The sequence below is a fragment of the Bradyrhizobium sp. genome (genome assembly GCF_004799445.1).
GTDB lineage: Bacteria > Pseudomonadota > Alphaproteobacteria > Rhizobiales > Xanthobacteraceae > Bradyrhizobium.
Genome location: NZ_SSNA01000018.1, coordinates 36,919 through 50,211, shown reverse-complemented (window position 1 = coordinate 50,211; position 13,293 = coordinate 36,919). Strand labels below are relative to the sequence as shown.

The 13,293-nt window shown below is 62.8% G+C and carries 10 protein-coding genes; 9 read left to right on the top strand and 1 reads right to left on the bottom strand.

What is annotated here, in order from left to right:
- Positions 1-54: 54 nt before the first annotated feature.
- Positions 55-2,151: a 3-hydroxyacyl-CoA dehydrogenase NAD-binding domain-containing protein gene (locus tag E8A46_RS01680; RefSeq protein ID WP_291556541.1), complete on the bottom strand. Its 2,097-nt coding sequence runs from the start codon at positions 2,149-2,151 to the stop codon at positions 55-57.
- A 134-nt stretch (positions 2,152-2,285) separates the two neighbouring features.
- Here E8A46_RS01680 and E8A46_RS01675 point away from each other — a divergent pair, with 134 nt between their 5' ends.
- The 9 genes from E8A46_RS01675 (at position 2,286) to E8A46_RS01635 (ending at position 13,229) form a co-directional block, all read left to right on the top strand.
- Complete coding sequence (locus E8A46_RS01675) at positions 2,286-3,149, top strand: IclR family transcriptional regulator (RefSeq protein WP_291556540.1); 864 nt, start codon at positions 2,286-2,288, stop codon at positions 3,147-3,149.
- 72 nt (positions 3,150-3,221) lie between these two features.
- Positions 3,222-4,019 (top strand): ABC transporter ATP-binding protein, encoded by a 798-nt coding sequence (locus E8A46_RS01670; protein ID WP_291556539.1) that lies wholly within the window; start codon positions 3,222-3,224, stop codon positions 4,017-4,019.
- A complete protein-coding gene (locus tag E8A46_RS01665) occupies positions 4,016-4,729 on the top strand; it encodes an ABC transporter ATP-binding protein (protein WP_291556538.1) in 714 nt (237 codons plus the stop codon). The genes E8A46_RS01670 and E8A46_RS01665 overlap by 4 nt, the downstream gene beginning before the upstream one ends.
- Positions 4,730-4,740: 11 nt before the next feature.
- On the top strand, positions 4,741-5,619 hold the full coding sequence (locus E8A46_RS01660; RefSeq protein WP_291556536.1) for a branched-chain amino acid ABC transporter permease: 879 nt from the start codon (positions 4,741-4,743) through the stop codon (positions 5,617-5,619).
- A 2-nt stretch (positions 5,620-5,621) separates the two neighbouring features.
- Positions 5,622-6,638, top strand: a complete 1,017-nt coding sequence (locus tag E8A46_RS01655) for a branched-chain amino acid ABC transporter permease (RefSeq protein ID WP_291556534.1) — start codon at positions 5,622-5,624, stop codon at positions 6,636-6,638.
- Between the two features lie 18 nt (positions 6,639-6,656).
- Positions 6,657-7,886 carry an ABC transporter substrate-binding protein gene (locus E8A46_RS01650; RefSeq protein WP_291556532.1) on the top strand — a complete coding sequence of 410 codons (1,230 nt, stop codon included), beginning with the start codon at positions 6,657-6,659 and terminating at the stop codon, positions 7,884-7,886.
- Positions 7,887-8,124: 238 nt separating this feature from the next.
- A complete protein-coding gene (locus tag E8A46_RS01645; protein WP_291556530.1) occupies positions 8,125-9,357 on the top strand; it encodes an ABC transporter substrate-binding protein in 1,233 nt (410 codons plus the stop codon).
- A gap of 256 nt (positions 9,358-9,613) precedes the next feature.
- Complete coding sequence (locus E8A46_RS01640) at positions 9,614-10,900, top strand: glycerate kinase (protein WP_291556528.1); 1,287 nt, start codon at positions 9,614-9,616, stop codon at positions 10,898-10,900.
- A 175-nt stretch (positions 10,901-11,075) separates the two neighbouring features.
- A complete protein-coding gene (locus E8A46_RS01635; RefSeq protein ID WP_291556526.1) occupies positions 11,076-13,229 on the top strand; it encodes an EAL domain-containing protein in 2,154 nt (717 codons plus the stop codon).
- The last annotated feature ends 64 nt before the right edge of the window (positions 13,230-13,293 follow it).

Genomic DNA, 13,293 nt, shown 5'->3' with positions numbered 1-13,293 from the left:
TCCCCCGCAAGGGGGGAGGGAACACGAACACTGAACCAGTGCCGCTAGTCCCCATCACGCCGCTTTTGCCGTCTGCGCCAGCGACGCAAAGGTCTTGCCTTCCGCCGCAAGGCGCTTGAGCAGCGGCGCGGGCTCTAGCGAAGGATCATTCGTCTCCTTGGCATAGTACGACAAGCGGTCGGCGATATGCTTCAGGCCCACCTGATCGGCATAGAACATCGGGCCGCCGCGATAGACCGGCCAGCCATAGCCATAGAGCCAGATCACGTCGATGTCGCTGGGACGCGCCGCGATCTTCTCCTCGAGAATCCGCGCACCCTCGTTGATCATCGGATACATCATGCGCTCGAGGATTTCGTCGTCGCTGACCACGCGGCGCTTGCGGCCGAGCCGCTGCAAGGTCTCGTCGATCAGCTTCTCGACTTCGGGATCGGGCAGCGCCGCGCGCGACCCTGCTTCATACTTATAATAGCCCTTGCCGGTCTTCTGGCCGAAGCGGCCGGCCTCGCACAGCGCATCGGCAATTTCCGACTTGATGCCGCGATCCTTGCGCGATCGCCAGCCGATATCGAGCCCGGCAAGATCGCCCATCGCGAACGGGCCCATCGGCATGCCGAATTTCGTCACCACCGCATCGACCTGCTGCGGCAACGCGCCCTCGAACAGCAATTTCTCCGCCTGCTTGCCGCGCTGCGCCAGCATGCGATTGCCGACGAAGCCGTCGCAGACGCCGACCACCGCCGGCACTTTTGCGATCTTGCGCGCTACCGCCACCGCGGTGGTCAGCGCGTCCGGCGCGGTCTTGTCCGCGCGCACGATCTCGCACAGCTTCATCACATTGGCCGGTGAGAAAAAGTGCATGCCGAGCACGTCCTGCGGACGTTTTGTCACTTTGGCGATTTCGTCGATGTTGAGATAGGAGGTGTTGGACGCGAGAACCGCGCCGGGTTTGGCGAATTTGTCGAGCGCGGTGAAGACCTCCTTCTTGATCGCCATGGTCTCGAACACGGCCTCGATGATCAGGTCGGCATCCCGCACGTTTTCAAGTCCGACCACGCCGTTGATCAGCGCCATGCGCTTGGCGGGCGCGTCCGCGGGGATTCCGCCGCGCGCGGCGGTCGCCTCGTAATTCTTCTGCATCACCCCCATGCCGCGCTTGAGCTGTTCTTCGCCGGTCTCGATCAGCGTCACCGGGATTCCGGCGTTGGCAAATGACATCGCGATACCACCGCCCATGGTCCCCGCGCCGATGATGGCGACGCGCTCGACGTTGCGCGGTTTTGTCCCCTCCGGAACGCCGGCGATCTTTGCAGCCTCGCGTTCCGAGAAGAACGCGTAACGCTGCGCCTTGGACTGATCGCCCGCCACCAGTTTGAGGAAGCTCTCGCGTTCCTTTTTCAATCCCTCATCGAATGGCAGGTCGATCGCCGCACCCACCGCGTCGGCGGCGGCGAACGGCGCTTCCAGCCCGCGCGCCTTCTTGGTCAGCGCCGCGACCGCATTGGTGAAGATCGAGCGGTCGGCTTTCGCCGCCGCAAGCTTGCTGTCGTCGTCCCGCAGCCTGCGCAAGGGGCGCTTCTCCGCCAGCACCTTGCGGGCGAAGCTCTCGCCGCCGGCGGCGGGACCTTCGATGATTTCCTCGATCAGGCCGTTCTTCAACGCCTCGCTAGCGGGAATCGGATCGCCGCCGACGATCATCTTGACCGCCAGTTCCGGACCGACCGCGCGCGGCAGGCGCTGCGTTCCGCCCGCGCCCGGCAGCAGGCCGAGTTTCACCTCGGGCAGGCCCAGGCGAGCGTCCCTGGTCGCAACGCGGAAGTGGCAGGCGAGCGCGACTTCGAGGCCGCCGCCCAGCGCCGTGCCATGAATGGCGGCAATGACCGGCTTCGGCGAGTTCTCGATCTCGATCAGCACCTCATTAAGGCCCGGGGGTTTCGGCGGTTTGCCGAATTCGGTGATGTCGGCGCCGGCGATAAAGGTGCGGCCGGCACAGGTCAGCACGATCGCCTTCACTTCCGGATCGGCGACGGCGCGCTTGATGCAATCCAGAATGCCGCCCCGCACGGCGGCGCTCAGCGCGTTCACCGGAGGACTGTCGACTGTGACGGTGGCAATGACGTCACGACGATCGAGCCTGACCACTTCGTTCACGGAAATCTCCCTCGGCAGTTCATTCTTTTAAATTTCGCACTGCGGAATTAAATTCCGCATCTTGACAGCGAGGGTTATTTTGAAGCACGTCCCTTGTCAACGAGGGTTCGCGAGAGCGGCGGCAACAGCAGGCCATGAAGCGTCCAGGTAAGAAAGTGGCGACCGATCGCAGCTTCGTCGTCGCGCTTTCCCGCGGTCTTGATGTGCTGCGTGCATTTCAACCCAACGACGGGCTTCTCGGCAATCAAGAGATCGCGGCCCGCACCAACCTGCCGAAGCCAACCGTCTCCAGGCTGACCTATACCCTGACCAGACTGGGTTACCTTACACCGGTTCCGCGGTTCGAGAAATATCAGCTGGCGCCTGCGGCGATGGCGCTCGGCTATGCGGCGCTGGCCAATCTCGGCGTTCGGCATTTGTCCGAGCCCTATCGCGAAGAAATGATGCGCGAGACCGGCGGAGCGGTGGCGGTCGGCGGGCGCGACCGTCTCAGCATGATCTACTTCGGCCAGAGCCGCGGCATGACGCTCGGCGTTCAGCTGGACGTCGGCTCACGAATTCCGATCGCCACGACGGCGATGGGCCGGGCGTATATCTGGGCGCTGCCGGATGACGAGCGCGCCGCATTATTGCGCGACTTGCGCGAGCACTACGGCAGCCGCTGGGCCAGGATGCGCGACGGCATCGAACGCGCCGGCGAGACCGTCGCAAAGCACGGTTTTGCGATCTCGGCGGGCGACTGGCACGACGACATCCACGCGGTCGGCGTAGCACTAAAGCTTAATGACGGAACCGGTCCTTATGCGTTTAATTGTGGTGCGCCCGCATTCCGTTTCACGGAAGATAGGCTGCGCAGCGACATTGGACCGCGCCTTTTGGCAATGGTAAGGAACATCGAAACCGCGCTCGGCGGAATAGCGCCACAATCAAGAAAACAAGAAAGCAAAAAATTGAAAGCAGGAGGGAAGGTTGCGCGTGTGGTTGAGGGAATCCGATAGCCTTCACCGTTGTGATCGGGCGGCCGATTGGCGCGGTCGTTCCGGCCCAATCAACGACCTGTGCGGGGCGAGATGACGCAAACCCGGCCGGCGCAGGGAAAATCGCCACTGCTTGCGGTTTGCGACGTCAGCGTCGTGTTCGGGGGCATCATTGCGTTGAATGGCGTGTCGTTCGACATGCATCAGGGCCAGATCCTGGGCCTGATCGGACCGAACGGCGCCGGCAAGACTACGCTCTTCAACTGCCTGAGCCGGCTCTACCAGCCGAGCGCCGGCGACATCCTGCTGGAGGGCGAGAGCATCCTGCGGCGTCGGCCACACCGGATCGCCGAAATCGGCATCGGACGCACCTTCCAGAACGTCGCCCTGTTTGCAAATCTTTCGGTGCTCGACAATGTTCGGGTCGGCGCCCATTCCTGCACCAACAGCGACATCATCAGCGACTCGCTGAGACTTCCCTGGGTCCGCCGCGGCGAGGCCGCGCTCAACAAGCGCGTCCACGAAATCCTCGGCTACCTCGCGCTCGACGAAGTAGCCCATGTCACGGTCTCCGGGCTGCCGTTCGGCACCCAGAAACGCGTGGAACTGGCGCGCGCGCTCGCTGCCGATCCGAAGATCCTGCTGCTCGACGAACCTGCCGGCGGCCTCAACCACGAGGAAGTCTATGCGCTCGGCGAGCTGATCCGCCGGATTCGCGACGACCGCAATGTGACGGTGCTGCTCGTCGAGCATCACATGGGCCTGGTGATGTCGATCGCCGATCACGTGGTAGCGTTGAATTTTGGCCGCAAGCTCGCCGAGGGAACCCCGGCCATGGTGCAGTCCGACCCGGATGTCATCAAGGCCTATCTGGGGAGCAAGGATTCATGACGGCGATGCTCAACATCAGGAGCCTCAATGCCTATTACGGCCAGGTTCAGGCGCTGCACGGCCTCGAGTTCGCCCTCAATGAAGGCAGCGTGACCACGCTGCTCGGCGCCAACGGCGCCGGCAAGACCACGACCTTGCGCGCGATCTGCAACATGGTGCGTACCACCGGCGCGATCGAGTTCGACGGCGCTCTCCTCTCCGGCCGCTCGACCGAAAATATCGTCCGGCTCGGCATCGCCCATGTGCCGCAGGGCCGCGGCACCTTCACGACCCTCACGGTCGAGGAAAACCTCCAGCTTGGCGCCATCACCCGGCGCGACAAGGCCGGCGTGGTGTCCGATATCGAACGCATGTACGCGCATTTTCCGGTCCTGAAGCAACGCTATACGCAACAGGCGGGCACGCTTTCGGGCGGCGAACAGCAGATGCTCGCGGTCGCCCGCGCGCTGATGCTGCGCCCGCGACTGATGCTGCTCGACGAGCCCTCGTTCGGCCTGGCGCCGCTGATCGTGCGCGACCTGTTCAAGATTCTCGGCAAGATCAATCGCGAGGAGAAAGTCACCATCCTGGTGGTCGAACAGAACGCGCAACTGGCGCTGGAAATCGCCGATCAGGCCTATGTGATCGAGACCGGACGCATCGTGATGTCGGGCAATGCCGCCGAGATCGCGAACAACGAAGATGTCCGCAAGTCTTATTTGGGCTATTGAGGAGCACGGCCATGGAGCTTTTTACCAATCAGATCCTGGCCGGCATTTCCACCGGCGCGATCTATGCCTGCATGGCGCTGGCCGTCGTCATGATCTATCAGGCGATCGAGCATCTTAATTTCGCCCAGGGCGAAATGGCGATGTTCTCGACCTTCATCTCCTGGCAGCTGATGCAGTGGGGCGTGCCCTATTGGGCGGCATTCGTGCTCACGCTGGGGATATCGTTCGCCGGCGGCATCGCCATCGAGCGGTTGCTGTTCAAGCCGCTGGCGAAAGCGCCGATCCTGACCAACGTCGCCGGCTTCATCGCGCTGTATGCAATCCTCAACAGCTTTGCCGGGCTGATCTGGGATTTCACCATCAAGCAATATCCGACACCGTTCGGGTCCTCGCCGTTTCTCGGCAGTCAGCTGATCTCGACCCACCAGGCCGGCATGATCGGCGTCACCGTGTTGCTGCTGGTCCTGCTCTATCTGTTCTTTCAGTTCACGCGGGTGGGCCTTGCAATGCGGGCCGCGGCGTCAGTGCCTGAATCGGCGCGGCTGGTCGGTATCAACACCTCGTGGATGATCGCGCTTGGCTGGGGCATGGCGGCCGCGATCGGCTCGATCGCCGGCATGATGATCGCGCCGGTGGTGTTTCTGGAACCGAACATGATGTTGGGGGTGCTGATCTACGGTTTCGCCGCCGCCGTGCTCGGCGGCCTGACCAGCCCGTTCGGCGCCGTCATCGGCGGCTTCCTGGTCGGCATCTTCGAAAACCTCGCCGGCACCTATATCCCCGGCGTCGGCAACGAACTGAAGCTGCCGATCGCGCTGGCGCTGATCATTACCGTCCTGGTCGTCAAACCGGCCGGGCTGTTCGGCCGGCCCATCGTGAAGCGAGTTTGATCATGAGCGCCGTGCAGGAAACCGTCACCGAGGCGCCCGCCGTCGAAGCCGTTCCCAAGCGGGCCATGACGCTCGGCGCCGGGAGCTCGCTGGTCATGCTGGCATTGCTGATCCTGGTGCCGCTGTTCGTGAAGAACTTCATCATCTTCCAGTTGACGATGCTCCTGATCTACGGCCTCGCCGTTCTGGCGTTGAACATCCTGACCGGCGGCAGCGGGCAGTTCTCGCTGGGGCAAAGCGCTTTCTACGCGGTCGGCGCCTATACGTCGGCGATCCTGATCGAGCATGTCGGCATGAACTACGCCCTGACGCTGCCGATCGCCGGCGTCGTCTGCTTCGGTTTCGGATTCCTGTTCGGTCAACCGGCGCTGCGCCTTTCCGGGGTCTATCTGGCGCTGGCGACCTTCGCATTGGCAACCGCGATGCCGCAGCTATTGAAGCTCGGGGTGTTCGAAACCTGGACCGGCGGCGTGCAGGGCCTGGTGGTGACCAAGCCGGATGCGCCGTTCGGCCTGCCGATGTCGCAGGACATGTGGCTGTACTACTTCACGCTGGTGATCACGGTCGCGATCTATATTTTCTCCGTCAACCTGCTGAAGTCGCGTTCGGGACGCGCCTTCATGGCGATCCGCGACAACGAAATCGCCGCCTCCGCCATGGGCATCGACGTCGCACTGTACAAGACGCTGGCGTTCGGCGTCTCAGCCGGCATCACCGGGGTTGCCGGCGGCCTGGGCGCGATCGCCGTGCAGTTCGTCGCACCGGACGGCTACACCATCACACTGGCGATCTCGCTGTTTCTGGGCATGGTCGTCGGCGGCGTCGGATGGCTGCCGGGATCGATCGTAGGCTCCGCCTTCATCATCTTCGTCCCCAACATCGCAGAAGGAATCTCCAAGGGCCTTTCCGGCGCCGTCTTCGGCGTCCTTCTGTTTCTCATCATCTTCCTGGTGCCGCACGGCGCAAGGCAGATCGCCATGATTGCCCAGCAACTGCTCGGCAAACTCAAGAAAAGTTAAAAAGGCCAAGGAGAAACCATGCGTTCACGACTTAACTTGCTGATTGCCGCATTCTCGACCACCGTCATCGCTTTTGCCGCCACCACCGGCAGCGCGCTCGCGCAGAAAAAATACGACACCGGCGCCGCCGACACCGAAATCAGGATCGGCAACATCATGCCCTATAGCGGCCCGGCATCCGCCTATGGCGTGATCGGCAAGACCGAGGCCGCCTATTTCAACAAGATCAACGCCGAGGGCGGCATCAACGGCCGCAAGATCAACTTCATCAGCTATGACGACGGCTACAGCCCGCCGAAGGCGGTCGAGCAGGCGCGCAAGCTGGTCGAGAGCGATGAGGTCTTGCTGGTCTTCAATCCGCTCGGCACGCCGTCCAATTCGGCGATCCAGAAATATCTGAACGCCAGGAAGGTGCCGCAGCTGTTCGTCGCCACCGGCGCCACCAAATGGAATGACCCCAAGGACTTTCCCTGGACCATGGGCTGGCAGCCCGGCTATCAGAGCGAAGCGCGGATTTACGCGAAGTACCTGATGAGGGAGAAGCCGGACGCCAAGATCTCGGTGCTCTATCAGAACGACGATTTCGGCAAGGATTATCTGAAGGGCCTGAAGGACGGATTAGGGGCCAAGGCATCGATGATCGTCGCGGAGGAAAGTTACGAGACCTCGGAGCCGACGATCGACAATCACATCGTCAAGCTGAGGGCCTCGGGCGCCGACGTCTTCATCAGCATCACCACGCCGAAATTCGCGGCGCAGGCGATCAAGAAGATGGCCGAGATCGAGTGGAAGCCGCTGCATATCGTGTCCAACGTCTCGGCCTCCGTCGGCGGCGTGATCAAGCCGGCCGGCTTCGAGAATTCGCAAGGCATTCTTTCGGCCGCCTATGCCAAGGACGGCGCCGATCCGCAGTGGGACAACGATCCCGGAATGAAAAAATTCCTTGCGTTCCTTGCGAAATATGACGCCGACGCCAACAAGCTCGACGGCTCGGTCGTGTACGGCTATGGCGCGGCGCAGACCATGGTGAAGGTGCTGGAACTGTGCGGCGACAATCTGACGCGCGAAAACGTCATGAAGCAGGCCGCGAGCCTGAAGGATTTTGCGCCCGACACCCTGTTGCCCGGCATCAAGATCAACACCACACCGACCGACTTCGCCCCGATCAACCAGCTCCAGATGATGCGATTCAAGGGAGAGAAATGGGAGCTGTTCGGCGACATCATCAGCGGCGAGCTCAGCAACTGACGCGTTCGCCGCATCGAAATACCGTGGCGCGTCGGAAATGTCGTCCGCGGCGCCGGCGGCTTCTCCAGGGCTACTAAAGAAGCAGCCCTTCGCGTATCGCGCGGAGGGCTTTTTGTTGTGAGGAACCCGGTAAAATGGTACTCAAATTGCGAGGGTCACAAGAGCTTTCGATCAAGAGAGCCAGGACACTTGCACACCATGCACGTGCCAACCATCACTGGACCAGAGGGAGACCGAAATGCCCGTAATCGCGCATAGAATTGCAATCGCGTCGGCTGCCGCGTTCGCCGTGCTTGCCGCAACCGCCAGTGGCGCGCTCGCGCAAAAGAAATACGACACCGGCGCCACCGATACCGAAATCAGGATCGGCAACATCATGCCCTATAGCGGTCCCGCCTCCGCCTATGGCGTGATCGGCAAGACCGAGGCCGCCTATTTCAAGAAGATCAATGATGCCGGCGGCATCAACGGCCGCAAGATCAATTTCATCAGCTATGACGACAGTTACAGCCCACCGAAGACCGTCGAACAGGCGCGCAAGCTGGTGGAAAGCGACGAGGTGCTGTTCATCTTCAATCCACTCGGTACGCCGCCCAACTCGGCGATCCACAAATACATGAATTCGAAGAAGGTGCCGCAGCTGTTCGTCGCCACCGGCGCCACCAAGTGGAACGATCCCAAGGATTTTCCCTGGACCATGGGCTGGCAGCCAAGCTACCAGAGCGAGTCACGGATCTACGCAAAATATCTGCTGAAGGAGAAGCCGGCCGCCAAGATCGCGGTGCTCTATCAGAATGACGACTACGGCAAGGACTATCTGAAAGGCCTGAAGGACGGCCTCGGCGCCAAGGCCGCCGCGATGATCATTGCCGAGGAGAGCTACGAGACCACGGAGCCCACAATCGACAACCACATCGTCAAGCTCAAATCGACCGGGGCCGACGTGTTCGTCGATATCACCACGCCGAAATTCGCCGCCCAGGCGATCAAGAAGGTCGCCGAGATCGAGTGGAAGCCGCTGCATATCCTCAACAACGTCGGCGCGTCGGTCGGCAGCGTCATCAAGCCGGCCGGCTACCAGAATGCGCAAGACATCATTTCCGCGGCCTACCTCAAGGACGTCTCCGACCCGCAGTGGGACAACGACCCCGGGATGAAGCAATTCCTCGACTTCCTCGCCAAGGATTTCCCGGAAGGCAACAAGCTCGACGGCTCGGTCATCGTCGGCTACGGCGTCGCGCAAACGCTGGTTCAGGTGCTGAAGCAGTGCGGCGACAACCTCACCCGCGAAAACATCATGAAGCAGGCCGCAAGCCTCAAGGATTTCCGCACCGAAGTCCTGCTGCCCGGCATCAAGATCAACACCTCGGCGACCAACTTCGCCCCGATCAGCCAGCTGCAATTGCAGCGCTTCAAGGGCGAGCGGTGGGAGCTGTTCGGCGATATCATCAGCGGCGACGTCGGCGGCTAGCCAGGTCAGCACGCCTGGTGTCCCGGATGCGGTGCAGCGTCCCTCACGCTGCGCCGCAGAGCCGGGACCCATAGCAGACGAGCCAGTATGCGGACCCCCGGGTCAGCAGCGCAGCATCGTGTGCTGCGCTGCATCCGCGGCATGCTCTCGAGAACCCTCGCATGATCCCGCGGGGGTTTTCTTTTGCCGCAATCGGATGGATAAGGGCGATGCATGTTCCCACCTCACATCCCGTCAAGCCAAGTTCTGTAACGCCATGACCGACAGACGCCCTCTCCTGCGCGCGATCTTCGACGCCGCCGTCGCCGCCGCACATCCCGATGTGGTGCTGGCGGCGCATCTGCGCCCGGTTCCAAAAGGTCGGGTGATCTGCCTGGCCGCCGGCAAGGGCGCCGCCGCGATGGCCGCGGCCGCGGAGCGGCACTATCTCGATGGGCTCAAGCTTGATCCGGCGCGGCTGTCGGGGCTCGCCACCACCCGCCATGGCCATGGCGTGCCGACGCGGCGGATCAAGGTGATCGAAGCCGGCCATCCCGTGCCCGACGAGGCCGGGCTGAAGGGGGCAGAGCAAAGTTTGCGGCTGGCGCAGGAGGCCGGCGCCGACGATCTCCTGCTGGTGCTGTTGTCGGGCGGCGGCTCGGCCAACTGGATCGCGCCGGTCGAAGGCGTGTCGTTCGCGCAGAAGCAGCAGGTGACGCGGGCGCTGTTGCGCTCGGGCGCGCCGATCGGCGAGGTCAACACCGTCCGCAAGCACCTGTCGCGAATCAAGGGCGGCCGGCTGGCGCGCGCCGGACAGCGCGCCGAGATCGTGACGCTGGCGATCTCGGACGTGCCGCGCGACGATCCCTCCGCGATCGCGTCGGGACCGACGGTGCCGGATCCGACGACGCTCGCCGACGCCCGCGCCATCGTCGCCAGATACGGCCTTGATGTCGGCGATGCCGTTCGCCGCGCGCTCGACGATCCCGCCAACGAGAGCTGCAAGCCCGGCGATCCCGCCTTCGCCCGCACGCACTTCGAACTGATCGCGCGGCCGAAGGCCTCGCTCGACGCAGCGATCCAGGTGGCGGCGAACGCCGGATACGCCATCATCGATCTCGGTGCCGACCTCGAAGGCGAGGCCCGCGATGTGGCGGCCGATCACGCCCGGCTCGCGCTGGAGGCCCGCAGCCAGGGCAGGCGGGTCGCGATCCTCTCGGGCGGTGAACTCACCGTGACCGTGCGCGGCAACGGCCGCGGCGGCCCTAACCAGGAATATGCCCTGGCGCTGGCCGCTCTGCTCAGGGACACGCCTCGCCTGTCGGCACTGGCGGGTGATACCGACGGCGCGGACGGCGGCGCCGGCAGCGCCAGCGATCCCGCGGGCGCGATGATCGATCAAGGCAGCTTTGCGAAGATGAAGTCGCTCGGGCTCGATCCAAAAGCCTATCTCGACAACAACGACGCGACCGCCTTCTTTGCCGCGACCGGCGATCTGCTCAGGACCGGCCCGACGCTGACCAATGTCAACGATATCAGGGTCATTCTGGTGGACGGGGTGTAGAGACCGGCGACGACGCGGGACGGCGCGGCGCACCGCATTAACGCTTTGTTCAGCGAATTCCGAGGAACTTGCGGAAATCACGGGATCTCAAGGCTGCAATTTACCAGCTTGCTCTTCCAATAGACGGCTTCTCAACGTCGGAGCGCTGCAGACCTTTTGCAGGGGGGATCGCCATATGATGGATTCCATGGAGCGCGCCACCGATCCGGAGCCGGCTCACCCGAGCGGGCTACTGGAAGCCGCCGTCAATAATCTGGCGTTGGGGCTCATGATCTACGATGGCAACGATGAACTGGTGTTCTGCAACAAGCGATACATGGAAATTTATGGACTTGCCCCCGAGCAGGTCAGGCCGGGAACCCCGATCAAGAAGCTTATCCAGCATCGGTTGAATTTGGGATTGAAGGCTCCTTCCAAGCCCGATGAGGACATCCGCGACCTGATCGGAAGCGGCGTCGTCCGAGGTACCGCTGTCCAGGAATTTGCGGACGGCCGGATCATTGCATTTACGATCTATCCGATGCCGGGCGGCGGCGGGATGGCCACGCATGAGGACATCACCGCGCGGGAGCAAATGAGCGCTCGGCTGAAGCGGCAATTGGAGGTCGGCAGGGAGCAGGAGGAGGATTTGCGGATCCGGCACCTGCAATTCGATACCGCGATCAACAACATGTCGCAGGGACTATGCTTCTTCGACGCCGCTCATCGGCTGATCGTGTGCAACGACCGCTATGTCGACATGTATGATCTTCCGCATGACCGCGTCGGTCCCGGGACGCCGTTGGCCGAAATCGTCGACCTGCGCTATGCCGCCGGCAGCTTTCCGGCGATGTCGACGGAGGAATACCTGCGCTGGCGCAACAACGTCGCGATCTCTGCCGAACCGACCGACAGCATCGTCGAACTGAAGAACGGCCGCACCTTCAAGATTCGTCATCGGCCGATGCCCGACGGCGGCTGGGTCGCGACGCACGAAGACATCACCGAGCAGCGCAGGTCCGAGGTCAAGATCGAATACATGGCCCACCACGACGCGCTGACCGATCTGGCCAATCGGGTGTTGCTGAACGAACGGCTCGAACATGCCCTGGGCCGCCGAATTCATCGGGAGGAAATGGTCGCGGTTCATCACCTCGATCTCGATCAGTTCAAGGCGGTGAACGATACGTTCGGCCATCCCGCCGGTGACAAGCTTCTGAAGATCGTCGCGGACCGGCTGCGCGGGCTGGTTCGCGAGACCGACACGATCGCACGGATGGGAGGCGATGAATTCGTCGTCGTGCAGGCTCCCATCAGGGATCCCGCCGAGGCAACCGCTCTCGCGCAGCATATCATCGCGCTGATGAGCGAGCCGTTCGAGCTTGACGGCCATCAGGCCGTGATCGGCGCCAGCATCGGCATCGCGGTCGGCCCGGGCGACGGCTTGAGACCCGACCGATTGCTGCGCAATGCGGACCTTGCGCTATACCGGGCCAAGGGCGATGGACGCGGCACCTTCCGCTTCTTCGAGCCCGCGATGGACCTGCAAATGCAAACCCGCCGCGTCATGGAACAGGACCTGCGCAAGGCGCTGCCGGCCGGCGAATTCGAACTCTATTACCAGCCGGTGGTGAATCTGGCGAGCAACGAAATCAGCGGATTCGAGGCGCTGATACGCTGGAATCATCCGAAGCAGGGGTTGGTCGCTCCGGCCACGTTCATTCCGCTGGCCGAAGAGATCGGGTTTATTGTCCCGATCGGGGAATGGGTCATCCGGCAGGCGTGCGCGACCGCAGCCAAATGGCCGGCAAATCTTCGCGTCGCCGTCAATATCTCGGCGGTGCAATTTCGCAACCCCGGCCTGATGCAGGTGATCGTTGGCGCGCTCGCGATCTCGGGCCTGCATCCCACACGACTGGAGATCGAAATTACCGAAACCGTCCTGCTGCATAACAAGGAAGCGACACTTGCTGTTCTTCACCAGCTGCGGGCGCTCGGCATCCGGATCGCCATGGACGATTTCGGCACCGGATATTCCTCGTTGACCTATCTTCAGTGCTTTCCGTTCGACAAGATCAAGATCGACCGGTCGTTCGTGAAGGACATTACCGAAAACGCCGGCTCGCTCAATATCGTGCGGGCCGTGGCTGCGCTTGCAAATGGAATGGGCATGACGGCCACTGCCGAAGGCGTGGAAACCAGCGAACAGCTCGACAGGATCGCGTCCGAGGGCTGCGCCGAGATGCAGGGATTCCTGTTCAGCCGGCCGCTCCCCGCCCATGAGATCGAGCGGCTGTTTCTGTCAGGGCGCGAGCCGCGAAGCGATCTCGGCCGCATTGTCGCGGCCTGATCGCAAACCGGCGCTCCCCGGCAATCCCCTCAGCCGGGCGCGCCGGACAGCCCGCGGAACGGAT